Annotated in this window: 17 protein-coding genes; 6 read left to right on the top strand and 11 right to left on the bottom strand. The window is 72.3% G+C overall.

Going from position 1 to position 25,427, the window contains the following annotated elements; genetic code table 11:
* The first annotated feature begins 48 nt into the window (after positions 1–48).
* Positions 49–1,344 (top strand): MFS transporter, encoded by a 1,296-nt coding sequence (locus HFV08_RS13100; RefSeq protein ID WP_168539054.1) that lies wholly within the window; start codon positions 49–51, stop codon positions 1,342–1,344.
* Positions 1,345–1,447: 103 nt separating this feature from the next.
* Here the strand turns inward: HFV08_RS13100 and HFV08_RS13095 are convergent, their stop codons facing one another.
* The 4 genes from HFV08_RS13095 to HFV08_RS13080 all read right to left on the bottom strand — a co-directional run bounded on the left by HFV08_RS13095 (position 1,448) and on the right by HFV08_RS13080 (position 7,415).
* Positions 1,448–2,530 (bottom strand): glycoside hydrolase family 26 protein, encoded by a 1,083-nt coding sequence (locus HFV08_RS13095; RefSeq protein WP_168539052.1) that lies wholly within the window; start codon positions 2,528–2,530, stop codon positions 1,448–1,450.
* Positions 2,531–2,676: 146 nt separating this feature from the next.
* Positions 2,677–3,687 carry a CE1 family esterase gene (locus HFV08_RS13090; RefSeq protein WP_168539050.1) on the bottom strand — a complete coding sequence of 337 codons (1,011 nt, stop codon included), beginning with the start codon at positions 3,685–3,687 and terminating at the stop codon, positions 2,677–2,679.
* Positions 3,688–3,924: 237 nt separating this feature from the next.
* Positions 3,925–4,959, bottom strand: a complete 1,035-nt coding sequence (locus HFV08_RS13085; RefSeq protein WP_168539048.1) for a LacI family DNA-binding transcriptional regulator — start codon at positions 4,957–4,959, stop codon at positions 3,925–3,927.
* Positions 4,956–7,415, bottom strand: a complete 2,460-nt coding sequence (locus tag HFV08_RS13080) for a glycoside hydrolase family 2 protein (RefSeq protein WP_168539046.1) — start codon at positions 7,413–7,415, stop codon at positions 4,956–4,958. The genes HFV08_RS13085 and HFV08_RS13080 overlap by 4 nt, the downstream gene beginning before the upstream one ends.
* Before the next feature lie 742 nt (positions 7,416–8,157).
* Here HFV08_RS13080 and HFV08_RS13075 point away from each other — a divergent pair.
* Entirely contained in the window at positions 8,158–9,249 is a 1,092-nt protein-coding gene (locus HFV08_RS13075; RefSeq protein ID WP_246341692.1) for a glycoside hydrolase family 26 protein, read from the top strand.
* Between the two features lie 62 nt (positions 9,250–9,311).
* On the opposite strand, the gene manD is transcribed toward HFV08_RS13075, so the two are convergent.
* A complete protein-coding gene (manD, locus tag HFV08_RS13070) occupies positions 9,312–10,553 on the bottom strand; it encodes a D-mannonate dehydratase ManD (protein ID WP_168539044.1) in 1,242 nt (413 codons plus the stop codon).
* 54 nt (positions 10,554–10,607) lie between these two features.
* Positions 10,608–12,551: a glycoside hydrolase 5 family protein gene (locus HFV08_RS13065; RefSeq protein ID WP_168539042.1), complete on the bottom strand. Its 1,944-nt coding sequence runs from the start codon at positions 12,549–12,551 to the stop codon at positions 10,608–10,610.
* A gap of 188 nt (positions 12,552–12,739) precedes the next feature.
* Between HFV08_RS13065 and HFV08_RS13060 the strand changes: the two genes are divergently transcribed.
* The 4 genes from HFV08_RS13060 to HFV08_RS13045 are packed head-to-tail and all read left to right on the top strand — an operon-like array spanning position 12,740 to position 16,977.
* Entirely contained in the window at positions 12,740–14,011 is a 1,272-nt protein-coding gene (locus HFV08_RS13060; protein WP_168539040.1) for an ABC transporter substrate-binding protein, read from the top strand.
* A gap of 56 nt (positions 14,012–14,067) precedes the next feature.
* Entirely contained in the window at positions 14,068–14,988 is a 921-nt protein-coding gene (locus tag HFV08_RS13055) for a carbohydrate ABC transporter permease (protein WP_246341691.1), read from the top strand.
* A gap of 45 nt (positions 14,989–15,033) precedes the next feature.
* Entirely contained in the window at positions 15,034–15,891 is an 858-nt protein-coding gene (locus HFV08_RS13050; RefSeq protein ID WP_168539036.1) for a carbohydrate ABC transporter permease, read from the top strand.
* Between the two features lie 3 nt (positions 15,892–15,894).
* The gene (locus HFV08_RS13045; RefSeq protein ID WP_312885575.1) at positions 15,895–16,977 is read left to right on the top strand and encodes a LacI family DNA-binding transcriptional regulator; all 1,083 of its coding nucleotides are present in this window, start codon (positions 15,895–15,897) and stop codon (positions 16,975–16,977) included.
* Between the two features lie 40 nt (positions 16,978–17,017).
* Here the strand turns inward: HFV08_RS13045 and HFV08_RS13040 are convergent, their stop codons facing one another.
* From HFV08_RS13040 to gad, 5 genes are all read right to left on the bottom strand, one after another.
* Positions 17,018–18,310, bottom strand: coding sequence for an HAD family hydrolase (locus HFV08_RS13040; protein WP_168539034.1), 1,293 nt, complete (start codon positions 18,308–18,310; stop codon positions 17,018–17,020).
* Positions 18,311–18,421: 111 nt separating this feature from the next.
* Positions 18,422–20,758, bottom strand: coding sequence for an FdhF/YdeP family oxidoreductase (locus tag HFV08_RS13035; RefSeq protein WP_168539032.1), 2,337 nt, complete (start codon positions 20,756–20,758; stop codon positions 18,422–18,424).
* 119 nt (positions 20,759–20,877) lie between these two features.
* The gene (locus HFV08_RS32095) at positions 20,878–21,159 is read right to left on the bottom strand and encodes a hypothetical protein (protein WP_168539030.1); all 282 of its coding nucleotides are present in this window, start codon (positions 21,157–21,159) and stop codon (positions 20,878–20,880) included.
* A gap of 82 nt (positions 21,160–21,241) precedes the next feature.
* Entirely contained in the window at positions 21,242–23,854 is a 2,613-nt protein-coding gene (locus HFV08_RS13025; RefSeq protein WP_168539028.1) for an ATP-dependent Clp protease ATP-binding subunit, read from the bottom strand.
* A gap of 28 nt (positions 23,855–23,882) precedes the next feature.
* Positions 23,883–25,349, bottom strand: a complete 1,467-nt coding sequence (gene gad / locus HFV08_RS13020; RefSeq protein WP_168539026.1) for a glutamate decarboxylase — start codon at positions 25,347–25,349, stop codon at positions 23,883–23,885.
* Between the last annotated feature and the right edge of the window lie 78 nt (positions 25,350–25,427).

Genomic DNA, 25,427 nt, shown 5'->3' with positions numbered 1-25,427 from the left:
CCATAGTGAACCCCGGTCAGAAAGAGGAGCGCACCCACCGGGACGGTCGTGGACACCAGCAAGAACAGCGCCGAGCCGCAGTCGGAGCAGCCCGCGCCCGCGGCTCCCCCAGGGCGGGGCTGGCGCCGCTGGGCCATGGACACCCGGCCCCTGCGGCGCCCCGCGTACCGGCGGCTGTGGGCCTCCACCATCGTCACCGCGGTCGGCAGCCAGCTCACCGCGGTCGCCGTGCCCAAGCAGATCTACGACATCACCGGCTCCTCCGCCTGGGTCGGCGCCGCGAGCATGGCCGGGCTGCTGCCGCTGATCGTCTTCGCGCTGTGGGGCGGGGCGATCGCCGACAGCATGGACCGCCGTACGCTGCTGCTGATCACCAACACCGGTATCGCGGTGACCTCGCTGCTCTTCTGGATCCAGGCCGTCACCGGCCTCGGTTCGGTGAGTGTGCTGATGCTGCTGCTCGCGGTGCAGCAGGCCTTCTGGGGGCTCAACGCCCCCGCCCGCAGCGCCTCCATCGCCCGGCTCGTCCCCGAGGACGAGCTGCCCGCCGCCAACGCGCTGGGCTCCACGGTCATGCAGACCGGCCAGGTCATCGGACCGCTGCTCGCCGGGGTGCTGATACCCGTCGTCGGCCTGCCCGAGCTGTACCTCCTGGACGCCCTGGCCCTGTGCGCCACGGTCTGGGCGGTCCACCGGCTGCCCGCCCTGCCACCGCTCGGGGCGAGCAAGCGGCGCGCGGGCCTGCGCGAGATAGCCGCCGGTTTCCGGTACATCTCCGGGCACGCCGTGCTGCTGCTCTCCTTCCTCGCCGACATCGTCGCCATGGTCCTCGGCATGCCCCGGGCCCTGTTCCCGCAGCTCGCCGCCGAGACCTACGCCCCCTACGGCGAAGGCCTCGCGCTGGGGCTGCTGTTCGCGGCGATACCCATCGGCGCGGTCCTCGGCGGGCTGTTCTCCGGGACGTTCTCCCGGGCCCGGCGGCACGGCTGGATGGTGATCGGCTCGGTGGTCGCCTGGGGCCTGGCCGTCACCGGCTTCGGGCTGAGCGGCAGTCTGTGGCCGGCGGTGGCCTTCCTCGCCCTGGCCGGGGTCGCCGACATGGTCTCGATGGTCTTCCGCGGGGCGATCCTGCTGTCCGCGGCCACCGACGAGATGCGCGGCCGGATGCAGGGCGTCTTCACGGTCGTGGTGGCCGGCGGCCCCCGGCTCGCGGATGTGCTGCACGGCACCGCGGGTTCCGCCTTCGGCCCCCGTACGGCGGTCGCGGGCGGCGGCGTCCTGGTCGTCCTGCTGACGCTGGTCCTCGCCGCGGCGATGCCCGCGCTGCGCCGCTACCGCGTCTGAACCGGCGGCGGTCCGCATCGGCGGCGCGGCGTCCCAGGGCAGCGGGCCCGGCCGGAACCGGGGCCGCCGCCGCGGGAGTTGGCCACCGCTCGCCGTTGCTCGGCTACTCCCCGGACTTCCCGGCGGTGGTGCGGACACCGAGGCCGGGCAGCTGGAGCCCGCCCTGGTTGAGGGTGCGGCCGTCGTTGAAGGTGGTGCGCAGTTCCTCACCGGAGTTCTGGTCCAGGTACTCGGCCCAGACCATGAACCAGGTCCACTCCGGCTGGGAGGCGAGCTGACCGGGGCTCGGGATCCTGCCGACCTCGGCCAGCGAGAGCGGCTTGCCCGGGGCCACGTTCTTCATCGCCTGGTACCAGTCGTCGGTCGGCCAGGAGCTGTTCCAGGGGTCGAGGGAGACGACGTCCACATAGTCGTCGCCGGGGTAGTAGTCACCGACCGAACCGGCCTGGCCCTGCGGGTCCTTGACGTTCCACACCCAGACGATGTTGTCGAGCCCCTTGGACTCCAGGTAGTCGTGGGTGATCCGGAACAGCTTGCGGCTGCCGTTCTCGCCGCCCCGGCCGCCCCACCAGGCCCAGCCCTCGTTCATCTCGTGCTGGGGGCGGAAGAGCAGCGGGATGCCGGCGTCCTTGAGCTGCTGGAGGTAGGGCACCAGTCCGTCGAGGCGCTCCTTGAAGACGGTGTTGAGCCCACCGCCGTCGTCGACCAGGTCCGCCCACTGGCCGTCGTCCAGCCGGTAGCCGTTGATGTCGCCGTCGAAGGCGCAGTCCTCGGCCTTGGTGGGCGGGCACATGTGCCAGGTCCAGCTGACCAGGGAGCCCTTGTCCCACTCGGTCTTCGCCTGGTCGACGATGCGCTGGCGGTCGGCGACGTCCGAGGCGGTGAAGCCGACCTCACCGCCCCAGAGTCCGGCCCGCTTGCCGGTGATCGACTCCGCCTTGTCGGTGTACTGCGTCGGCGAACCGAGCGGCTCCTTGTTGTGGACGCCGCTGACCACCTGCTGTCCGCTGATCTGCTGGAGGTAGCCGACCACGTCCTCGGGGGTGGCCGCCGCCCCGGCCGGGGAGACCGGCGGACCGGCGGGCGCGGCGGACCCCGGAGCGGTGGTGGTGAGCCAGGCACCGCCCGAGAGCGCGAGGGCGGCGAGTACGGCGGGGATCTTGCGGGAGGAGAGTGCGACCTTCATGAGACCTTCTCACTTCGTGGGGTGGTGTTCAGGACCCTTGCCGGATGGTGCGGAGGGGGGAGTTGCGGGGGTCGTCGGGGATTTTTCTCCTACGCGATACGGGAGGGCGGTGCGGGGCAGGGGCAGGGCCGGGAGCAGGGTGGGACTCAGGCTCCGGGCAGCGGGTGCTTCTCGAAGAAGCTCCACATCAGCTCGTCGGCGTCGATCTCGCGGTTGGTGTGGCCGTTCTCCGGCTTGTCCTGCGGGGCGCCCGGCCAGGTGTGGCCGCCGTCGGCGATGTCGTGCAGCAGGACCTCGGCCCCGTCGCGGCAGCCCTCGGTGGCGGAGACACGGCGTACGTGCGCGGTGAGCTGCTCGGTGGCGGGCTCGCCGGTGCAGCCGTTCAGCTCGGCCCAGCGCTCCTGGGCGGCGGGCACCGAGTAGCGCCAGGTGCCGGTGCCGCCGCCGAAGTACGGGTTGGAGCCGTCCTGTTCGCCGTGGAAGGCGATGACCGGGACGGCACGGGCGGGGGCGCAGGAGGCGGGGTCGGGGCGGGAGTCGTCCGCGGGGTCGGGCCTGCCGGCGCGGAGCCCGGCGACCGGCGCGACGGCGGCGATCTTCTCGGAGCGTTCGCAGGCCAGGGCCGAGGCCATCCGGCCGCCGCCCGAGTAGCCGGTGAAGTAGATCCGGGCGGGGTCGGCGCACAGCGCGCCGGAGAGCGTGTCGACGGCCTGGTCGAGGAAGCGGATGTCGTCACGGGGTGCGCCCTCGGTCACGCCGGGGACGTTCCAGGCGTAGCCGTCGCCCGCCGGGATCACCCCGTCGGGAGCGGCGAGCAGGAAACCGTGGGCGTCGGAGGCGGCCCTCATCCCGGTGTAGTCGAGCTGCCAGGTGCCCTTCGACTGGCTGCCGTGCAGATTGACCACGAGCGGCCGCTGCTCCCCGCCGGAGTCGGGCACGTGCACGGCGACACCGTAGGCGCGCCCCTCGAAGGGGACATCGACGGTGGTGTCCCCGGCCGGGACCGAGCGCACACAACTGCGGTCCCCGGAGGCCGGGTCGGAGCTCGCGGGCGCCGCCTGCCAGGCGAGCAGCCCGAGCATTCCGGTGGCCAGGACGGGGGTGGCAAGGAGCCGCCCGAAGGAGGCGGGGCGGCGGGACGGGGGCCTTGCGGTCATGGTCGCTCCAGGGGGAGAGGTAAGGAGGGAAGGGGAGAGCGGTGGCGAGGGAGTCCGGACCGGGGCGGCGGCGAGACCAAGTCCACGGAGTAGGCGCCGAGTTGACGTAGACAACGTTGTCCCGCTCGGTCGCGCACCTCGCCCGCTGCTGGACGACTGCGCATACTCTGCTCCGCGCCTAGGCGGCTGTCCATGTTCTGAACAATTTGAGTAAAGGAAAGTAAAGAGGCGCGGACCTCAGGCGGTGCGCCGCGGTGAGGGGCCGGTGGAGCCGCGCGGGGTGAGCACCGGTGTCTGCACCGGGCGGGAGACGCCGTCGTCACCCGCCAGCAGGGCGAACAGGCTTCGGGCCACATCCGCGCCGAAGGTGTGCACATCGTGGCTCATGGCGGAGAGGGTGGGATGGGTCAGCGTGCACAGCTGCGAGTCGTCCCAGGCGAGGAGGGAGAGGTCCTGGGGGACGCGCAGTCCCATCTCGCTGGCCACCGAGAGACCGGCGACCGCCATCAGGTCGTTGTCGTACATGATCGCGGTGGGCCGGGAGGCGCGGGAGAGCAGCACCCGGGTGGCGCGGGCGCCGTGCTCGCCGGAGAAGTCGGTCGCGAGCTGGAGGTCGGCGTCCAGGCCGAGTTCGCGCAGGGTGCGGGTGAAGGCCGCGGTGCGGATGGCGCTGTGCCCGAGGCCCGCCGCTCCCCCGACGCGGGCGATGGCGGTGTGCCCGAGTGCGGCCAGATACCGCACGGCCTCGGCGACCGCGCTTCCGTCGTCGGTCCACATCGCGGTGAAGGGCCCGGCGAGGGACGGGTGGGCGACGGCGACCGCGGGCAGCCCGAGCCGGGAGAGTTCGGGCACCCGCGGGTCGTCCTCCCGGAAGTCCACCAGGACGGAGCCCGCGATCTGGCCCGAGCGCCACCAGTGGCGCTGGAGCTCGATCTCCTCGCCGACATCCCGCACCAGGCGCAGCAGCAGCGCGCTGGAGTGCTCGCTCAGCACGCTCTCGAGACCGGAGATGAACTCCATGTAGAAGGGTTCCAGGCCGAGTTGGCGCGCCGGGCGGCAGATGGCGAGGCCGACGGTCCCGGTGCCGGAGCGCTTCATGGCCTGAGCCGAGCGGTTGGGCTCCCAGCCCATGGAGCGCGCCACGTCCAGGATGCGGGCGCGGGTCGACTCGGAGACGCCGGGCTTGTTGTTGAAGGCCAGGGAGACCGCCGCGCGGGAGACGCCCGCGCGGGAGGCGACATCCCGGATGGTGACCCGGGGTTCGCCGCTCACGCCTGGCCCACGCTGAACAGCGCCGCCCGCGCCTGGGCCGCCGCCTCGCCGGAGGGCCGCCAGCCGCGGACCGTGAGGGTGGCGCTCTCACCGGGCAGCAGGGTCAGCCGTCCGGTGTCGGTCACGGCCTCGGGGTGGAGCCGGTCGCTCTGCAGCAGCAGGTCTCTCAGCAGGGTCTTCGCGGTCACCACGAGCGTGATCCTATCTCCCCCGCCGGTGCCGTCCCGGAGGATCTCCAGGTCGTACTCCGGTACGGGATAGGCGAACTCCCTGTCCCGTACGGGGAAGTGGAGGGCGCGCAGCCCGGGCTCGCCCTCGGCGTCGGCGACCAGGAACTCCTCGGCCGAGTCCGCGGCGGGCAGCAGCGGGGCCGGGACCGCGAGCCGGGCCACGCTGTCCGGTTCCGCCGCGCACTCCAGGGCGGACTCGGCGAGTACGGTCCCGTCCGCGGCCAGGCGCCGCAGCCGTACCGGGGTGTGCCAGGCCCCCCGCGACTGGTTGACGGCGCACAGTTCCAGGCCCCGCGGCCCGTTCTGCAGGGTGAGCAGCCGGTCCGCGTACAGGCGGCGCAGCTCGTGGTGGAGCGGCTTGAGGCGGCCGTCGCCGTCGACGGCGGACCAGGAGGTCACCGGCCAGCAGTCGTTGAGCTGCCAGACGACGGTGCCGGCGCAGCGCGGCCAGTGGGCGCGCCAGTGCTCGATGCCGGTGGCGACGGCCCGCGCCTGGTTGAGCTGGGTGAGGTAGTGCCAGCGGTCGAAGTCCGCGGGCTCGGCGAAGTGCCGGTCGAGTCCGCGGCGCAGCTTGCCGTTGCCGTCCTCGGCGCGCTGGTGGTGCAGCATGCCGGGCGAGTCGGGGGCCAGTTCCTCGCCGGGCAGGGCGCGCCGCAGGGTGGCGAGGGCGGGCGGCGCCTGCCAGCCGAACTCGGCCACGAAGCGCGGCACCTGGTCGAGGTAGTCGGTGTAGTCGGTACGGTTCCACACCTCCCAGGAGTGGGTGGTGCCGTGGGCGGGATCGTTGGGGTGGTGGTCCCAGGAACCGGACCAGGGACTGCCCGCCCAGTAGGGGCGGGTGGGGTCGAGCTCGGCGACCACCCGGGCGAGCAGGCCGAGGTAGTAGCCCTCGCCCCAGGAGCGGGAGGCGAGTTGCTCCTCCCAGCCCCAGTCGCGGAAGCCCCAGAGGTTCTCGTTGTTGCCGTTCCACAGGACGAGGGAGGGGTGCGGCATCAGCCGGACCACGTTCTCCCGGGCCTCGGCCTCGACCTCGCCGCGCAGCGGCTCCTCCTCCGGATAGGCGGCGCAGGCGAAGGGGAAGTCCTGCCAGACCATCAGGCCCAGTTCGTCGCAGGCCTGGTAGAAGTCCTCGCTCTCGTAGAGTCCGCCGCCCCATACGCGTACCAGGTCGACGCCCGCCGCCGCGGCCTGCCGGAGCCGGGTGCGGTAGCGCTCCGGGCTGATCCGGGAGGGGAAGACGTCGTCGGGGATCCAGTTGACGCCCCGGGCGAACAGCGGGCGGCCGTTGACGACGAGGGTGAAGGCGGAGCCGTACGTGTCCGGGGTGGTGTCCAGGCGGACGGTGCGGAAGCCGATCCGGCGCGACCAGGTGTCCAGGGCGCGACCCTCGGCGTCGTGCAGGGTCACATCCAGGTGGTAGAGGCGCTGGGCGCCCTGGCCGCGCGGCCACCAGAGGTCGGGCCCGGGCACCTCGATCTCCAGGCGGGCGCTGTCCCCGTCGACGTCGGCCCGGACGCTGTGGCCCGCGAGGCGGACGACCGCGCTCAGCGGGGCGGCCCCGGTCCTCTCCACATCGAGGTGGACCGTGACCTGCCCGGTGGGCTCGCCGGAGCCGATCCCGGTGACGCCGATCTCCGGGCGGACCCGGCGCAGCCGCGCGGTGGACCAGTGCTCCAGCCGTACGGGCCGCCAGATACCGGCGGTGACCAAGGTGGGCCCCCAGTCCCAGCCGAAGGAGCAGGCCATCTTGCGCAGATACGGGAAGGGCTCCGGGTAGGCGCTCGGCCGGTCCCCGAGCCGTGCGCGCTCCGCCTCCGCCGCGGTCTGGGCGGAGGTGAACTCCACGGAGAGGGCGGGGTCCCCCTCGCCGGCGGTGTCCCCGGCCGCGGCCAGGTGCGCGGTGAGGTCGAAGCGGTGGCTCCGGTGCATATTGCGCGTACGGCCGAGGAGCCGGCCGCCGAGGCGGATCTCGGCGACGGTGTCGAGGCCCTCGAAGACCAGGTCGGTGCGCTCGTGCCGGGTGCGGGGCCGCCCGAGGGCGAGTTCGTAGCGCCAGTCGGAGCGGCCCACCCAGGCCACCTCCTCCTCGTCGCGGCCGAGGAAGGGGTCCGGGATGAGCCCGGCGGCGAGCAGGTCGGTGTGGACGCATCCCGGGACCCGTGCCGGAAGCGCGGCGGACTCGTGCCGCAAGGTCCAGCCGTCGGTCAGGGGGGTGACGTCCTTCATGGGCGGGCTCCCTTCGCCGCGGCCGCGCGCGGCCGGGGACGAGTCGGATCGGGCGAGCGGGACCGGCCACCGGCCCGAGGGGTCGCACGTGGCCGCGAGGAGGGCGGCAAGGCACGGCGGTGCGGGGCGACGGGCACCGGGGCGTCCGCCGCCCGCTCCCCCACCGCACCCGGAACGCGGCTCAAGCTAACAGCGGCCGGATGAGGTGTCCATAGACCGATTCAGTAGAGAGGAACCGAGAACGGAGGCGGGCCGGGGCGATCCACTCCCGCAGGAGGAGCCGGAATAGACGGATGGATCAATTCCGTTTGCCATAAGCGCAGTTCAAGACGATCCTCCGAAGGTCTCCAGCCCGTCGATGAAGACGAGCGCCCGCCTCCGACACACCGCAACCCGGCAACCCTCCCTCACTGGCACGGTTGAGGAAACTCGGGTTCAGCCCATTGACGGGGCTTCCGGGCACCCTTAACTTCCTGGCTAGTCGCCCTGAACCGCCGGGTCGCATCAGCCCGATCAGGGCACGGGGCGAGGCAGCGGGCCCTGCTCACTGAACCGGTCCATGCCTCGCACCGCCCGCGCTCTCCGGAGAGCCGACTCCGCGCCCCCGGGCGCGCTTCCGGTCTCCGCCGGGCGCCCTGTACGGCTCCACACCGCCGGCCCGCCTGCCCCCGGTGGGCGTACCGGTCACGCCCCGGTCCGCCCACCGAAGCGGGCGATCCCCCCCTTCCCCCCGAGGAGCGAGATGTCCGTACGCACCCGTCCCCGTCCCCGCGCCCGTACCCGCCCCCGTATCGCCGAGTCCGGGAACCGGGTCCTGGTCGCCGCGGTCTCGGCGGTGCTGCTCGCCTCAGGTGGCCTCGCCGCCGGTGGCGGAAGCGCCTCGGCCGCACCGCCCGCGCCGCCCGGCGAGGTGAGCAAGGCCCGACTCCTGTCCTACCTGGGCGAGTTGACCGGTCGGCACATGCTCTCCGGGCAGCAGGACGGGCCCAACAACAGCCCCGCTCAGTGGGAGCAGAAGGTCCATGACATCACGGGTGAGTACCCGGGGATGTGGGGCGGCGACTTCGGCTTCAGCCAGAACGACATCGGCAACCGCCAGAAGGTCGTCGACCAGGCGAAGAAGGTGTGGAGCGCCGGATCGATCCCGGCGATGACCATGCACGCCTGCCGGCCCGATGTGGCCACCTGCGACTTCGAGGGGGGCTCCGACCCGGTGAAGGGCAGCAGGCTCAGCGACGAGGAGTGGACGGAGGTCCTCACCGACGGCGCCCCGCTGAACGAGGACTACAAGCGCAAGCTCGACCAGTTCGTCCCCTACTTCCAGCAGCTGAAGGACGCCGGGATCCCGGTCCTCTTCCGCCCGCTGCACGAGATGAACGAGGGCTGGGCCTGGTGGGGCGGCCGCTCCGGAGAGAACGGCAGCGCGGCGCTCTTCCGGCTCACCCGCGACTACCTGGAGTCCCAGGGCTTCGACAACATCGTCTGGGTCTGGAACGTCAAGGACATCGACGGGCAGGCCGCCCGGGCGGCGGACTTCTACCCCGGTGACGACTACGCCGACCTCGTCACCCTGGACGCCTGGTGGCACGACTTCCCGACGGACGACTGGTACCGGGCCGTGCGGGACATCGCCGGGGACAAGCCGATCGCCCTCGCCGAGGTCGGCAAGGTGCCGAACCCCTCGGCCATGGCCTCCCAGCCCGAGTGGGCGTACTGGAGCGTGTGGACGAACTACCTCGTCGACCACAACACCGGCGAGGAGGTCAAGGCCGGGTACTACGACCCGCGGGTCCTCAACCGCGGGGAGGTGGACATCCCGGCCGCCGGGCGGTGATCCCCGGGTGGCCGAGACGGCCGCCTCGGCCACCGGTCCACTCCCCTCGGCGGCCCGTCCCGTCACCAGTCGTGCACGGTGCCGTCGGTCAGCCGGTTCACCGGCAGGTACGCGGGGGTGTACGGGAAGCGGGCGGCGGCCTCCTCGTCGAGTTCCACGCCGAGCCCGGGGCTCTCCCCGGGGTGCAGCAGCCCCTGTTCGAAGCGGTAGGAGGTGCGGAAGACCTCCAGGGTCCGCGGGGAGTGGCGCATGTACTCCTGGATGCCGAAGTTGTGCACGGCCAGGTCCAGATGGAGGGCGGCGGCCATCCCGACCGGCGAGATGTCGGTGGGCCCGTGCATCCCGGAGCGGACGCCGTGGACGCCCGCCAGGTCGAGCAGTCTGCGCATGCCGGTGACGCCGCCGGTGTGGGTGACGGCGGAGCGCACGTAGTCGATCAGCCGCTCCTGGAGGAGGGTCGTGTAGTCGTGGACGGAGTTGAAGACCTCGCCGATGGCGAGCGGGGTGGTGGTGTGCGAGCGGATCAGCCGCAGCGCCGACTGGTCCTCCCCCGGTGTCGCGTCCTCCAGCCAGAACAGGTCGTACGGTTCGAGGTCCTTGCCGAGGCGGGCCGCCTGCATCGGGGTCATCCGGTGGTGCCCGTCGTGCAGCAGCGGCAGCTCGGGGCCGAACTCGTGCCGTACGGCCTCGAAGACGGACGGCATGTGCCGCAGATAGGCCCGGGTGTCCCAGACCTCCTCCGCGGGGCGGGCCGCGCCGCCGGCCGCGCGCCGGGCGGGCTCGTAGTCGTAGCGTTCGCCGCCGCCGGCCGCGGAGTTCGCGACACCGTAGACCGAGTCGAGCCCGGGGATGCCGCTCTGGATCCGGATCGCCCGGTAGCCGTCGGCGAGGTGGGCGCGTACCGAGTCCAGGAGTTCGGGCAGGTCGCGGCCGGAGGCGTGGCCGTAGGCGAGGGCCCCGCGGCGGGAGGCGCCGCCGAGCAGCTGGTAGAGGGGCATCCCGGCGGCCTTGGCCTTGATGTCCCACAGGGCGGTGTCCACCGCGGCGAGCGCCGCCATGGTGACCGGGCCGCGCCGCCAGTAGGCACCCCGGTACAGGTACTGCCAGGTGTCCTCGATCGCCCCGGCGTCCCGGCCCGGGAGCAGCGGGGCGAGGTGTTCGCGCAGATAGGCCTCGACGGCGAGTTCGCGGCCGTTGAGGGTGGCGTCGCCGAGTCCGGTCAGGCCCTCGTCGGTGGTGATCCTGAGGGTGACGAAGTTGCGGCCGGGGCTGGTGACCAGGGTGTCCGCGGCGGTGATGCGCACGGTGGGCTCCTCGGTGGCTCGGGGGCGGAAGGCGGGGGCGGGGCGGTCCGCCGGTCAGCGGACGCGCTCGGCTACGAGTACCCCGTAGGCGTCGAGCGCGACCTCGGTCACCTGCTCGCCGTCGAGGCCGGTCAGCCGGCCCTCACGCACCCGGGGCCGGACGGTCAGCGGCCCGGGGTGCTGGGAGAGGAACCAGACGAAGCGGCGGCCGTCCTCGTGCGCCAGCTCGCCGGTGACCACCCGCCCGTCGGGCACCGTGACCGGGGGCAGGGCCCCCGCCTCGGCGGCCAGGGCCGCGTACAGCCGCCAGGTCGGTTCCGGGTTGACCTCCCGGGTCTCGGCCGCCATGTGCTCCAAGGGGTAGGTGCAGAGCACCAGTTGGCCCCGGCCGGTGCGGTGGCGCAGCAGGGCGGGGCGGCCGTGGGCGTCCTCGGCGACCACCTCGGCGCCGTCGGGCACCACCGGGAGGTAGGCGCGGGAGTGCGCGGTGCCGGACACGGCGAAGCGCAGTTCCTCCCCCGCGCGGAGGTCGCCGAAGTCCTGGCGGAAGACCATCCGCAGTTCCTCGTCCTCGATGCGGTGGGTCAGTCCGTAGCGCAACTGCTTGACCACGCCGAAGGTTTCGTCGAGCCCCGGCCACCAGGGACCGCGCTGGGTGCCGTGGGCGCCGCTGAAGTACGAGGCGTAGACGGTGGCGCCGCGGGCGGCGTGCGCGCGCAGCTCGCGCCAGCTCGGCGCGGTGAGCTGCTTGGCGCTGGGCAGCAGGTAGAGCGCGCTGTCGGCGGGCAGCCCGTCGGCCTCGCGGGCCACGCCGATCGGCAGGTCCGCCTCGCGGGCGGCGACATAGGCCTGCCGGGTCACCGAGAGGACGGCGGCGGCGTCCTCGGGCTGGGTGAAGGGGTACTCCTTCTCCAGGTAGGAGGAGACGATCAGGGTGAGCGCGGTGTCCGGCCGGTGCAGCCGGGGGAAGCCGGTGCGCTCCAGGACGGCCGCGAAGTCGGCCACCTCGTGCAACTGCCGCTTGGGCCGCCCCTGGTGGTCGGTCAGCCCGAAGTGCATCTCGAAGGGGTGGTGCAGATAGGGCTCCTGGTCGGCGAGCGCGTCGTAGTCGGTGTTGTTCCAGGGGATCCAGCCGGTGGCGCCCGCGAGCAGGGTGTGGTGCAGGGTCTGCCGGTAGTAGTGGGCGGCGTTCTCCTCGGAGGTGTAGTCGGAGGTGACGCCGAACTCCTCCAGGACCACGGGCTTGCCGCCGATGCCGAGGAGTTCGCAGGTGAAGGCGGCGCCGAGGTGCTGCCGCACCGGGTCGTCCTCCATCCGGTAGACGTGCGGGCCGTGGAAGTCGATCAGCCCGGCCAGCTCGCGGATCCGGAAGCCGTTGTCGGCGCCGGTCGTCTCCAGGCCCCAGGCGCCGTCGCCGAGCGAGACGGGCTGGCGGGCCCCGGTGGCGCGCAGGGCCCCGGTCAGTGTCCGGGCCCAGCGGGTCACGTCCCGGTGGTCCAGGGTGCCGATGCCGCGCGAGCGCCAGTCCGCGTAGATCGGTATCTCGTTGGAGAGCAGCCAGCCGGCCACCGCCGGGTGGTCCTTCCAGCGCTTCGCGCACTCGGCCACGTACCAGGCCTGGCGTGCCGTGAACCACTCGTCGGCGAAGACCTCGCGGCCCTCGCGCCAGGCCGGGTCCCAGTTCTGCCCGGACATGTGGCCGACGAGGAAGGTGGGGACGGTGGTCATGCCCGCGGCGAGGTGCCGGTCGAGGAAGTCGTCGTAGCGCTCCAGCATCCGGGGGTCGAGGCGCTCGGGTTCCGGGTGGAAGTCCGGCCAGTGGAGGAAGGAGCGGGTGAGCGTGATGCCGTGGGCCTTCAGGACGGCCAGTTCCTCGCCGACGACCGCGCCGTCGTAGTGGCGCCACATGAACGGACCGCCGGTGCGGGACCAGTAGTTGACGCCGAGCCAGCCGAGGGGGCGGTCCGGGGTGCCGAGTTTCGGTGCCGTGCGCTGCATGGTGCTCCCGGGTCGGGGGCGGCTGGGACCCTCTCGGTATATCGATTAACCGCAAGCGATTTCAAGAGGCCGTACGCACTCAACTCAACCTCTTGCCAAGCCATTTCACCGCTGTTAGCGTTCGACGCCCGCTGGACAGTTAAACGTTTTCCTGCTCACAATCGGGCAGGGACGGAAGGGGAGCCCCGATGACGCGCAGGCCGACCCTCGTGGCAGGAACGGTGGCCCTGCTCCTGGCCACCTCCTGCGCGGGCCCCCTCGACTCGCGGGCGGACGATCCGCACACCCTCGTGGTGCACAGCCGGTTCACCCCCGGGACCCAGGGCGCCGATGTCTACGCCGACGCGGTACGGCGCTTCGAGCGGGAGAACCCCGGAACGCACATCAAGAACGTCTTCAACGGCGACGACATCTTCAACACCTTCGAGACGGCCCGGCTCGCCCACAAGGAGGCCGACGTCCTGCTGATCAACCTCTACGACAAGTCCTTCTCCTGGACGGACCTCGGCGCCACTCCCCCGGTGAACGGCTACCTCAGGAAGTGGGGTCTCGACGGCCGGGTGCGGCCCGAGGCCCGCAAGGCGTGGACGGACGGCGAGGGGCGGCTGCGCGCCTTCCCCTGGATGGGCTTCACCTGGCCGCTGCTCGTCAACACCGCGCTCCTGGAACGGGCCGGGGTACCGAGCCCGCCCCGTACCGTGGACCAACTGCTGCGCGCGGTACGGAAGTTGCGCGCCAAAGGCATCGCGCCGATGGCGATCGGGGGCAACGACTGGTCGGGGCAGAAGTTCCTCATGCAGGTCATGCAGGGCTATCTGCGCCCGGCCACCGCGCGCCGGGTCTTCGCCGAGGGCGGCTACTGCGCCGAGCCCGAGGCGGTCAAGGGACTCGGCCTCTTCGCGAAGCTCCGGGACGCCGGGCTCTTCGCCAAGGGCGCCCAGGGCCTCGGCGCCGACCAGATGAACGCCGACTACTTCGAGCAGCGGGCCGCGATGATGCCCGCCATCTCCTCGACGATCGCCGCCGTACCGCCGAAGATCGCCGAACGGACCGAGGTCACCGGACTGCCGATGCCGAAGGACGGCCCCTACCGCAAGCCGACGCTCTACAACGGCGCGACCTCCACCGGCATCTGGGTCACCCCCAACGGCGAGGAGAAGCTGGACCTCACCGAGAAGTTCGTGAGGTTCCTCTACCGCAAGGACACCGTCCAGCGCTTCATCGACCGCTCCGGCTATGTGATGAACCTGCGCGGGCAGCGGCCCTCCGCCTCGCTCCCGCTGGTCGGCCGCTCGGTGGACGTCTCGCACGGTACGCAGGTCAGCGAGGCGGTGATGCCGGACAACCACGTACCGGCCGCGGTCTCCGCGCCGCTGAACCGGGCCACCTCCCTCGCCTTCACCCCGGGCACGAGTGCGCGCGCCATGTGCGCGGCCCTGGACACCGCGTACCGCAGCTGAACCCGCCCCGCGCCCCCGCCCCTTGACCGGAAGAGAAGCCGATGGCCACGACAACGATGTCTGCCTCGCCCGCGCCGCCCGCGCCGCCGCCGAAGGCGCCGCGGCGCGGGGCCGCCCGCCGGGGGCCGCGCACCACCGTCATGGCCCTGCCCGCCCTGATCTGGTACACGGTCTTCATGATCGGCCCGATCGGCGCCATCTTCGTGATCTCGGTGCTCGACTGGCCGGGCATGCTGGCCCGGGTCGGCTTCGCCGGACTCGACAACTACCGGGCGGTCCTCGGGGACCAGCTGTTCTGGGACGCCACCCGCAACAGCGCCGTCCAACTCGCCGTCGCCGTGCCCACGATGGTCGCGGCCGCCTTCATGCTGGGCTACTTCCTGTCCACCAAGCCGCGCGGCCACCGCGTGCTGAGAGTCGTCGTCTTCACCCCGGCGCTGATCTCCGCCTCCGCCAAGGCGATGATCTTCTGGGGGATGTTCGCCCCCAACGGCATGCTCAACAAGGTCCTCGCGGGAGTCGGCCTCGGCTCCCTCCAGCACGCCTGGATCGCCGACACCGGCACCGCCTTCGGCTGCGTCATCGCCGTCGACATCTGGGCGGGCATCGGCTACACCGCCACCCTCTACGCCGCCCGGCTCGACGCGCTGCCCGACTCCGTCCACGAGGCCGCCGAGCTGGACGGCGCCGGGCACTGGCGCCGGATGTGGCGCATCGCCTTCCCGATGGTGCGCGACTACGTGGGCGTGACGGTGATGCTGCAGTTCCTGTGGACCCTGTTCACCTCGGCGCAGAACGTCCTGCTGCTCACCCAGGGCGGCCCCGGCAACAGCTCGACCAATCTCTCCTTCCTCGTCTACCAGAAGGCCTTCGTCCAGTCCGACCTCGGCTACAGCCAGGCCGCGGGCGTCCTCCTCTTCTGCCTCGGCCTGGCCGGGATGCTCCTGATCCGCCGCGCCTTCCGCCCGGCGTACTGAGCCCGCCCCCCGGTCGACTCCCCCTCCAGCAAAGGACTTTCCGCCATGGCCACCGCGACCGCGAACCGTCCGCGCCGCCGCCTCACCCTCGGCCGGGGCGCCGCCTACCTGGGGGCCTGGGCCTACGCCCTGATGCTGCTGCTCCCCCTCTACTACCTGGTCATCTCCTCCTTCAAGGACAACGCGGAGATCTTCGCCGACCCGCTGCTGCCGAACGGCTCGCTCTCGCTCGACAAGTTCGGCACCGCCGTACGGGACGCGCGCCTCGACCTCGCGCTCCTCAACTCGGCCGCGGTCACGCTCTGCGCCCTGGTGCTCGTCCTCGTCCTGGCCGTCCCCGCCTCCTACGCCTTGGCGCGCGCGAAGGGGCGTACCGCCGCGGTGGTCGAGCGGATCTTCTCGCTGGGCTTCCTGGTGCCGACCTTCGCCGCCCTGGTGCCGACCTTCCTGCTCGCCGCCGAGACCGGGCTCTTCTACACCCGCACCTTCGTGGTGCTCTTCCTGCCGGCCACCTCGCTGCCGCTGGCCGTGGTGCTGCTCACCCAGTTCATGCGCACGGTCCCGGACGAGGTGGAGGAGGCCGCCCGGATGGACGGCGCCGGCAACTGGACCATCCTGCTGCGGATCTATCTGCCCATGGTGGTGCCCGGCATCGTCACCGTACTCATCCTCAGCTTCCTCGCCTTCTGGAACGAGTACCTCTACTCACTGGTGATCATCGGCCCGGACCAGAGCCAGCGCACCCTCCAGGTCGCGGTGCCCACCCTGCGCTCCACGCTCTCCACCGATTTCGGCGTCCTCTCTGCTGGTACCGTGTTCACCCTCCTGCCCGTCTACGTCGTCTACGCGCTGCTCCAGCGGCGGATGGAAGGCGCGCTGATGGGCGGCGCGGTCAAGGTCTAGCGAGTGGGGAGGAAGGACCCGGCGTTCGCGGCGGGGACGGACACGGTGGCCCAGCGCAGGACGGACCGCGTCACCATCTCCGATGTCGCGGCGCTCGCGGGGGTCTCCACCGCCGCCGTCTCCAAGATCGTCAACGGCAAGGGCTCCTTCCCGCAGGCCACCCGGGACCGCGTGCAGCGCGCCGTGGTCCAGCTGAACTGGGCCCCCTCGGCCGCGGCCGTCGCCCTGCGCGGGGCGCGGACCCGGGCGATCGGCATGGTCGCCGGGCGCACCCCCGACGTACTCAACTCCGACCCGCACTTCGCCCTCCTGATCGCGGGCATCGAGAGCGAACTCGCCCCGCGTGACCACGGGCTGCTGCTGCACATCGTCGGCGAGCAGCCGGACGCCGCGGAGCGCGCCTACCGGCGCCTCGCCACCGAGCGGCGAGTGGACGGGGTGATCCTCACCGAGAGCCGGGTCGGCGACCCCCGCTTCGCCCTGCTGCGCGGGCTGAGGCTGCCGGCCGTCCTCGTCGGCACCCCCTGGCAGTCCGATCCGGTGCCCACGGTCCGCGCCGCCGAGCAGGACCAGGGCATGGCGGACGCCGTCGAGCACCTGGTGGGGCTGGGCCACCGGCGGATCGGCTATGTCTCGGGGCCCGAGGACCGGGTGCACACCGGGCGGCGCCGCGCCGTGTTCACCGAGGCGCTGGCCCGGCACGGGCTCAGCCCCAGCCACCTGCTGGCCTCCGACTTCGCGGGACAGACCACCGGCTCGCTGGTCGAGAAGGTGCTCGCCACCGCGGACCGCCCCAGCGCCCTGGTCCTCGCCAACGACATGATGGCGCTCGCCGCGCTCGCCGCCGCCCAGCGGACGGGCCGTCAGGTGCCGCGGGACCTCTCGCTGATCGGCCACGACGACCTGCCGGTCGGCCATCTGCTGCACCCGCGGCTCACCACCGTGCGGCAGGATCTGGCGGGGCTCGGCCGCGCCGCCGCGCTCAGCGTGCTCCAGCAGCTCGGTGAGGAACCCGCGGGCCCGCTGCCCGAGGTGACCCCGCCGCAGCTCGTGGTCCGCGAGTCCACCGGGCCCGCGCCCGGCTGACGGCGTCCTGCCGGTCGGCCGGGAGCGGGCTCTCGGCTGCTCAGCCGTGCACCGTGTCCCGCTGGTCCGGGATGATGCTGCCGTCCGTGCGGCGGACCGGGCCGAGGGTACCGTCCGGGTTGGTGAACCCGGTGGTGGAACAGGGGTAGGCGCCGTCCTTCTCGGGCAGCGGCTCCAGGAACATCGGGTTGATCAGCCACCTGCCGTCCGCGTTGTCGTAGGCGCGGCACATGATCTCGTTCTTGTTCCGGTTGAGGACGAGCCGGGCGCCGGTGGCGTCGCCGACCATCGTCACATCGGTGTCCGCGTCGCCCGCGCCGATCACCAGGCGCCGGTGCGGGGCCTGCTTCTTCCAGGCGTCCGGGCCCTTGACCCCGAACACCCGCTCGTTGAGCCAGCAGCGCTTGCCCTCGATGTACGGCATGACCGCGCCCTTGCTCGCGGGCTCGCCGCCGCAGCCCTCCTGGGTGTAGGTGATCCGGCCGTGCCGGTCGAGCAGATTGCGGATGGCGAGGGTGTGCGCGTCGTCCAGGCCGACGCCGCCGCTCCAGGCCTTGGTCACCGGGGCGCTGCCCGCGGAGTCGATCCACACCGCGAAGCCGGCCTTCTTCAGCACCCGGATCAGGTCCTTCATCTGCGGGTTGTAGCGGGCGTAGGCGTGCAGGGTGTGGGTGCCGACCTGCTGCGTGGCGCCGACGGGCGCGGCCAGCGCCTCGTCGCGGGAGGCCCGGGCGTACGCCGTCACCTCCGCCTCGGTGTGGCCCGCGAAGAGCTGCGGCACCCAGGCGTACTGGGGCAGGGTGCGGCGGCTGTTCCACTTCCCCGCGAAGGCCTTCTCGCCGTTCATCAGGGTGGCCTCACTGCGGATGGAGAAGATCTCGTCCGTGCAGTCGGTGTCGGTGGAGGTCGGCAGCGGCCTGCCGACCGGGACCTCGGTGCCGCAGGCCTCGGTCAGCGTCCGCTCGGCCTTCGCCGTCAGCCACGGGCTGGTGTCCGACCAGCGCGCGGGGCGCAGGATCTTGTCGTGCTTGAGCGCCCAGGCGATGGCGAGGTCGGTGATGTCGTTCTTGCTGACGGTGTTGTCCCAGTCGAAGGCGGCGACCGGGCGGTTGCCGTGCCGCAGGTGCGGGTTGCCGCAGCTGCCGTGCTCGTCGATGACCTCCTGGAGGTGCTCGCGGTTCTCGCCGTACCAGGGGAGGTCGGTGGCGAGCCGGGGGCAGCGGCCCCGGTCGGGGGCGGGCTCGGCGGCCTGGGTGGCGCCCGCGGGGAGCAGGGCTCCGAGCAGGGCGAGGGAGGTGAGCCCGAAGGCGGCACCGAGCGGGACAGCACGCATGCGGCGACTCTCTTTCGTGTGGACCACGGCAGGACGCCTCGCACCGTACGCGCAACGATCATCCGCGTACACCCTGCGCGCGGGGCCGCCCGGCCGCCTCGCCCGAGTGCCCTACGCGGCCGCCCGGCCGGACCGCGTGATGGTGACCTTGACGTGCTTCATCAGCGGCTGGTCGCTCTGCGTGCTGTAGTCGACGATGGCGCAGAGCACGTTCATCTCCGGCATGTATCCGGCGGCGCAGCCGCGCGGGATGTCGTACGGGACGGCGAGGAAGCCGTCGAGATGGCGGTGGCTGCCGTCCTTGGCGGTGCTGGTGATGTCGACCGGTTCGAACTCGGCGAGGCCGCGCTCGCGCATGTCGTCCTTGTTCATGAAGACGAGGGTGCGCAGGTTCTTGATGCCCCGGTAGCGGTCGTTGTCGGAGTAGATGGTGGTGTTCCACTGGTCGTGCGAGCGCATGGTGCCGAGCGCCAGGGTGCCCGGGGCGGGGACCACGTCGGGCAGCGGGGCGGTGGAGAACTCGGCGCGTCCGGAGGGCGTGAGGAAGACCAGTTCGCGGGCGGGCTGCTTGATGCGGAAGCCGAGCGGCAGGCGCACCCGCCGGTTGCAGTCCTCGAAGCCGTCGAGGGCCCGCGCCATGGTGTCGCGGATGCGGTCGTAGTCCTCGATGTACCACTCCCAGGGGGTCTCGCTGTCCGGGAGGGCGGCGCGGGCCATGCCCGCGATGATGGCGGGCTCGGAGAGCAGGTGCGGTGAGGCGGGCCGCTTCATGCCGAGCGAGAGGTGGACCATGCTCATCGAGTCCTCGACCGAGGTGCTCTGGACGCCGCCGCGCCGGCGGTCCTTCTCGGTGCGGCCGAGGCAGGGCAGGATCAGCGCCCGGCGGCCGTGCACCAGGTGGCTGCGGTTCAGCTTGGTGCTCACCTGCACGGTCAACTCGCAGGAGCGCAGGGCCTCGTAGGTGTAGGGGGTGTCGGGCGCGGCGAGCGCGAAGTTGCCGCCCATGCCGACGAAGATCTTCACCTCGCCGCGGTGCATGGCCTGGATGGTGCCCACGGTGTCCAGTCCGTGCGCGCGCGGCGGGTCGATGCCGCAGGCCTCGGCAAGGCGGTCCAGGAACTCCTCGGTGGGCCGGTGGTCGATGCCGCAGGTGCGGTTGCCCTGGACGTTGCTGTGGCCGCGCACCGGGGAGGGGCCCGCGCCCTCGCGGCCCAGATTGCCGCGCAGCAGAAGGAGGTTGACGATCTCCCGGACGGTGTCCACGCCGTGTTCGTGCTGGCTGACGCCGAGGCACCAGCTGACGATGCTGCGGTCGGCGTCCCCGTACACCCGGGCCGCCTTGAGGATGTCGGCGCGGCTGACGCCCGACTGGTGCTCGATCTCCTCCCAGGAGGTCTCCTCGCAGACCTTCCGGTACTCCTCGAAGTAGGCGGTGTGCCGCTCGACGAACTCCTGGTCCACGCTCTTGGGGTCGGTCTTCGCCTGCTCCAGGACCGCCTTGGACATGCCGCGCAGCAGGGCCATGTCGCCGCCGATGCGGGGCTGGAGGTTGAGCGTGCTAGTCGGGGTGGACTTGAAGAGGGCCATGTCCGTGAAGTCGTGCGGCACGATGGTCTTCGTCGCGGCGGCCTCGACCAGCGGGTTGATGTGCACGATCTGCGCGCCGCGGCGGTAGGCCTCGGAGAGGGCGGTGAGCATCCTCGGCGCGTTGGAGGCCGCGTTGACGCCCATGATGAACAGGGCGTCGGTGGTCTCCCAGTCCTGGAGGTCGACGGTCCCCTTGCCGGTGCCGAGGGCGGCCTGCAGGGCGCGGCCGCTCGCCTCGTGGCACATGTTGGAGCAGTCGGGCAGGTTGTTGGTGCCCAGCTCACGGGCCATCAACTGGTAGAGGAAGGTGGCCTCGTTGCCGAGCCGGCCCGAGGTGTAGAAGGAGGCCTGGTTCGGGTCGTCGAGGGCGCGCAGGGCGCCGCCGACCAGGGCGAAGGCCTCCTGCCAGCTGATCGGTACGTAGTGGTCGGACTCCGGGTCGTAGACCATCGGCTCGGTGAGGCGGCCCTGGTCCTCCAGGGCGAAGTCGCTCCACCCGGAGAGTTCGGTGACCGAGTGCGCGGCGAAGAACTCCCGGCCGACGCGTTTGGGGGTCATCTCCCAGGTGACGTGCTTGATGCCGTTCTCGCAGATGTCCAGGTGCAGGCCCTTGGTGTCGTCGGGCCAGGCGCAACCGGGGCAGTCGAAGCCCTTGTTCTCGTGGTTCATCCGCATGATCGCCCGCGGCCCGTCCACGAACGCCCGCTCCTGCAGCAGGAACCGGCCCACGCTCTTGGCCGCGCCCCAGCCCGCCGCCGGGTGGTGGTACGGGCGGGAGTGCGGCTCGCCCGCGGGCTCCGGGCCGACGGGGGCCTCCGGCTGCGCGGGGACCTGTTCGCGGGGTTCGTGGGGGGCGTTCACAGCGCATACTCCTTCGCCGCACGGGCCTGACGGGTCGTCGCTCAGATCGAGCCTAGGTGGGTGGACAGCCGTACGCCAGGCGGTCCGGTAACCGCCCGGCGGGTCGCGGCGGCCCGGTCTCAGCCCCGGTAGCGGGTGGGCGGGAAGGGCGCGCGGGTCCTGCGGGTCGGCTCGCCGGAGGGCATCTCACCGGCGCCCACCGCGCGCTCGACCTCCTCGCGCACCGCCCGGTACTCGGCGTCCGGGTCCGGTGCCGCCGCGGTGGGCAGGCCCGCCTCCGCGCGCTCGCGGGCGGTGCGCTGGTCCAGCTCCTCCTGGTCGGGGCGGCGCGGCATCCCCCTGCCGTGGCCGTGGTCCGGGTCTCCCTCGACGGCTTGGTTGGGCTTGTGGTGGTGTGCCATGGGTCCGTCCTCCTCCGGTGCGCCCCGCGCCGCTCGGCCGGGGCACCCGCTGCCTCAGGACTTGTGCCTCAGGACTTGTGCCTCAGGACTTCGCGTCCGGGTCCGTTCCGGGGGCTTCCTTCCCGGCCTTCGGATCCTTCGGTTCCTTCTCGGCCACCGGCTTCGCCCGCGCCGGCTTCTCCTCCTTCGGGGCCGCGTGCTGCCCGTTCGGGTGTGCGCCGTTGCCGCTCACCGTGCAGTGCAGCGAGTTGTCCCGTACGTCGGCGACGATGGTGTCGCCGGGCTCCGCCTCGCCGCCGAGCAGGAGGGAGGCGAGCCGGTTGTCGAGTTCGGTCTGGATGGTGCGCCGCAGCGGGCGGGCGCCGAACTCCGGCTGGTGGCCGTGGGCGATCAGCAGCTTCTTGGCGGCCTCGGTGACGTCCAGCTCGATGCCCTGGGCGTGCACCCGGTGCTCGCTCTGGTCGAGGAGGTGGTCGACGATCTCGCCGAGGTCCTCCTCGGTGAGGCTGTGGAAGAGGATGATGTCGTCGATGCGGTTGAGGAACTCGGGCAGGAAGCGGCCCCGCAGATCCTCCATCAGCTCGTCCTTGATCTCGGACACCTCGCCCTGGTGCGCGATGATGCGGTGCGCCCCGATGTTCGAGGTCATGATCACCACGCAGTGCCGGAAGTCGACCGTACGGCCCTGGGCGTCGGTGAGGCGGCCGTCGTCGAGGAGCTGGAGCAGCGCGTTGAAGACGTCCGGGTGCGCCTTCTCCACCTCGTCGAAGAGGACCACGCTGTACGGCTGCCTGCGGACCTTCTCGGTGAGCTGGCCGGCCTCCTCGTAGCCGACGTATCCGGGAGGGGCGCCGACGAGCCGGGCGACGGTGTGCTTCTCCTGGAACTCGCTCATGTCGAAGCGGATCATGCGGTCCTCGTCGCCGAACAGCAACTCCGCGAGCGTCTTGGCCAGTTCGGTCTTGCCGACGCCGGTCGGGCCGAGGAAGAGGAAGGAGCCCACCGGGCGGTCCGGGTCGCCCATGCCCGCCCGGTTGCGGCGTACGGCCTGCGAGACGGCGGTGACCGCCTCGTCCTGGCCGACGATCCGGGAGTGCATCTCCTCCTCCAGGCGCAGCAGCTTCTCCTTCTCACTGGCGGTGAGCTGGGAGACCGGGATGCCGGTGCGGCGGGAGACGACGTCCGCGATGTCCTCGGCGGTGACGGAGACGACGCCCGCCCGGCGCTCCTCCACGCCCGCGAGCTCGCCCTCCGCCTCGGCGATCTCCCGCTTCAGCTGCCCGGCCCGGTCGAAGTCCTCGGCGGCGACGGCCTGGTCCTGCTCGCGCCGCAGCCGGGCGAGGCGGTCCTCGCGGCTGACCACCTCGGTGGAGCGGCTCGCGCTGCGCAGCCGCACCCGGGCGCCCGCCTGGTCCATCACGTCGATGGCCTTGTCGGGCAGGAAGCGGTCGCTGATGTAGCGGTCGGACAGCTCGGCGGCGGAGGCGAGGGCGCCGTCGGCGAAGCGGACCTGGTGGTGCGCCTCGTAGGCGTCGCGCAGTCCTTCCAGGATCTGCACGGTCTCCTCGACGGTGGGTTCGGGGACCAGGACGGGCTGGAAGCGGCGCTCCAGGGCGGCGTCCTTCTCGATGTCCCTGCGGTACTCGTCGATGGTGGTCGCGCCCACCACATGCAGTTCGCCGCGCGCGAGGGCGGGCTTGAGCATGTTGCCCGCGTCCATCGAGCCCTCGCCGGTGGCGCCCGCGCCGACCACGGTGTGCAGTTCGTCGATGAAGAGGACGATGTCACCGCGGGCGTTCTGCACCTCCTCGATGACCTTCTTCAGCCGCTCCTCGAACTGCCCCCGGTACTGGGCCCCCGCCACCATCCGGGACAGGTCGAGCGCGACCACCCGCTTGTCCTTGAGGGTGTCGGGGACCTCGCCCGCCACGATGCGCTGGGCGAGCCCCTCCACGATCGCGGTCTTGCCGACTCCGGGCTCGCCGATGAGCACCGGGTTGTTCTTGGAGCGCCGGGAGAGGACCTCGACGGTCTGCTCGATCTCCTCGGCCCGCCCGACCACCGGGTCGAGCTTCCCGGCCCTCGCCTCCTCGGTCAGGTCCCGGCCGAACTCGTCCAGGGTGGTGGCGGCTTGCTTCGCCTCGCCGGGTGCTCCGTCGGCGCGCGCGGCCTGCTCGGTGAGGCCGGCCAGCTTGCGTACGTCCTGGCCCTCCGCGCCGAGCAGCCGGGCGGCGCCGGTGTCGGTGTCGTCGAGGAGGGCGCCGAGGATGTGCTCGGGGCCTATGTAGGAGACGCCGGCCGCCTGGGAGCGGGCGTAGGCGGCGGCGAGGACGCGCTTGGCCGCCGGGGTGAGGTCGGGCTGCGCGGAGGGTTCGCCGGACTCGCGGGGCAGCACCTCGGCGATCCGCGCGGCGAGGGTGTCCGGGTCGGCGCCCGCCTGGGCGAGGAGGGCGCGGGCCGGGTCGACCTTGGTGGCCGCCCACAGCAGGTGCTCGGTGTCCAGGTCGGAGGTGCCGTCCTCCAGGGCCCGGCGGGCGGCGAGGTCGAGCAGCTCGTGCGAGGACTCGGTGAGCAGCCGTCCGATGGGCACCCGCTGCACGGCGGGCGGCGAGGAGGCCGGCGAGGTGCCGAAGAACCGGTTCAGCAGGTCGTTGAAGGGATCGGACGAGCCGAGACCGAAGGAAGACATCGACATGGCAGCTCCTGGTGCGGCGAGGGGTCCTTCAACCGAAACGCGGGGCGGACGGCTCCGCAAGCGGAGGCGGGGCGGCCTCCTCGCAGTGGTGGAAGGGGGTCTCCGCGCCCCGGTCGCGGACCAGGGGCCGGGGCTGCTCGCGCAGCTCGGGCAGCACCCGGCGGAGGTCGTCGAGTAGCAGCGCCGCGAGGTCGGAGGTGAAGCCGTTGCGGCACACCACCCGGCAGACCGCGAGGTCCTCCCGGTGCGCGGGGAAGGTGTAGGCGGGCACCAGCCAGCCCGCCTCGCGCAGCCGCCGGGACACGTCGAAGACGTCGTAGGCGCGGATGTCCGGCGCGGTGGTGAAGGCGAAGACCGGCAGCTCCTCGCCCCGGGTGAGCAGGCGGAAGTCGCCGAGGGCGCCGATCCGCGCGGCGAGGGAACGGGCGACGTCCCGGGTGGCCTGCTGGACGGCGCGGTAGCCCTCGCGGCCGAGCCTGAGGAACATGTAGTACTGCGCGGCGACCTGGGCGCCGGGGCGGGAGAAGTTGAGGGCGAAGGTCGGCATGTCGCCGCCGAGGTAGTTGACGCGGAAGACCAGTTCCTCGGGCAGCGCCTCGGCGTCCCGCCACAGGGCCCAGCCGACTCCCGGGTAGACAAGTCCGTATTTGTGACCGGAGGTGTTGATGGAGGCGACCCGGGGCAGCCGGAAGTCCCACAGCAGCTCCTGGTCGAGGAAGGGCGCGATCATCGCCCCGGAGGCGCCGTCGACGTGCACGGGGATGTCGAGGCCGGTGCGCTCCTGGAGTTCGTCCAGGGCGGTGCACAGCTCGGCGATCGGCTCGTAGGAGCCGTCGTAGGTGGAGCCGAGGATGCCGACGACGCCGATGGTGTTCTCGTCGCACAGCTCGGCGGCGGCCCGGGGGTCGAGGTGGAACTGCTCGCCCTCCATGGGGACCTGGCGGGCCTCCACCTCCCAGTAGGCGCAGAACTTGTCCCAGCAGACCTGGACGTTGACGCCCATCACCAGATTGGGCCGGGCGCCCGGGTAGCGGTCGGCGTTGCGCAGCGACCAGCGCCGCTTGAGCGCCATCCCGGCGAGCATGCAGGCCTCGCTGGAGCCGGTGGTGGAGCAGCCCACGGCGGCCGAGGGGTCGGGGGCGTGCCACAGGTCGGCGAGCATGGCCACGCAGCGGCGCTCCAGTTCGGCGGTGCGCGGGTACTCGTCCTTGTCGATCATGTTCTTGTCCCGGCAGTCGGCCATCACCCGCCCGGCCTCCGGCTCCATCCAGGTGGTGACGAAGGTGGCCAGGTTCAGCCGGGCGTTGCCGTCCAGCATCAGTTCGTCGTGCACCAGCTGGTACGCGGTGGCGGGCGCGAGGGGCGCCTCGGGCAGGCGGTTCTCGGGCGGGGTCTCGGTCATCGCGGCGGCCGGATTCGCCGCGCCGTGCAGGGGGTTGACGGCCAGCTCGGGCTGGACGCGGCTCGCGGGGGTTCCGTGCGAGAGAGGTGCCATGGCGGGCTCCCTGATCCGGCCCGACCCGAAGAGAGGGCCCTAGGTACGCGGGGCCCGGGTGATCGGGGCGGGCTCGCG

It is taken from the genome of Streptomyces physcomitrii (assembly GCF_012273655.1).
In the GTDB taxonomy this organism is placed as follows: Bacteria; Actinomycetota; Actinomycetes; order Streptomycetales; family Streptomycetaceae; genus Streptomyces; species Streptomyces physcomitrii.
The sequence above is the reverse complement of the archived record's forward strand: the minus strand, read 5'-3'. Positions and strand labels throughout refer to the sequence as shown.

What these genes read in the sequence shown, in the direction of transcription:
- HFV08_RS13050 (WP_168539036.1), top strand. Translation starts at nt 15,034, where the DNA reads ATGGCCACCGCGACCGCGAACCGTCCGCGCCGCCGCCTCACCCTCGGC.
- HFV08_RS13090 (WP_168539050.1), bottom strand. Translation starts at nt 3,687, where the DNA reads ATGACCGCAAGGCCCCCGTCCCGCCGCCCCGCCTCCTTCGGGCGGCTC.
- HFV08_RS13040 (WP_168539034.1), bottom strand. Translation starts at nt 18,310, where the DNA reads ATGCGTGCTGTCCCGCTCGGTGCCGCCTTCGGGCTCACCTCCCTCGCC.
- gad (WP_168539026.1), bottom strand. Translation starts at nt 25,349, where the DNA reads ATGGCACCTCTCTCGCACGGAACCCCCGCGAGCCGCGTCCAGCCCGAG.
- HFV08_RS32095 (WP_168539030.1), bottom strand. Translation starts at nt 21,159, where the DNA reads ATGGCACACCACCACAAGCCCAACCAAGCCGTCGAGGGAGACCCGGAC.
- HFV08_RS13080 (WP_168539046.1), bottom strand. Translation starts at nt 7,415, where the DNA reads ATGAAGGACGTCACCCCCCTGACCGACGGCTGGACCTTGCGGCACGAG.
- HFV08_RS13055 (WP_246341691.1), top strand. Translation starts at nt 14,068, where the DNA reads ATGTCTGCCTCGCCCGCGCCGCCCGCGCCGCCGCCGAAGGCGCCGCGG.
- HFV08_RS13065 (WP_168539042.1), bottom strand. Translation starts at nt 12,551, where the DNA reads ATGCAGCGCACGGCACCGAAACTCGGCACCCCGGACCGCCCCCTCGGC.
- HFV08_RS13060 (WP_168539040.1), top strand. Translation starts at nt 12,740, where the DNA reads ATGACGCGCAGGCCGACCCTCGTGGCAGGAACGGTGGCCCTGCTCCTG.
- HFV08_RS13075 (WP_246341692.1), top strand. Translation starts at nt 8,158, where the DNA reads ATGTCCGTACGCACCCGTCCCCGTCCCCGCGCCCGTACCCGCCCCCGT.
- HFV08_RS13025 (WP_168539028.1), bottom strand. Translation starts at nt 23,854, where the DNA reads ATGTCGATGTCTTCCTTCGGTCTCGGCTCGTCCGATCCCTTCAACGAC.
- HFV08_RS13095 (WP_168539052.1), bottom strand. Translation starts at nt 2,530, where the DNA reads ATGAAGGTCGCACTCTCCTCCCGCAAGATCCCCGCCGTACTCGCCGCC.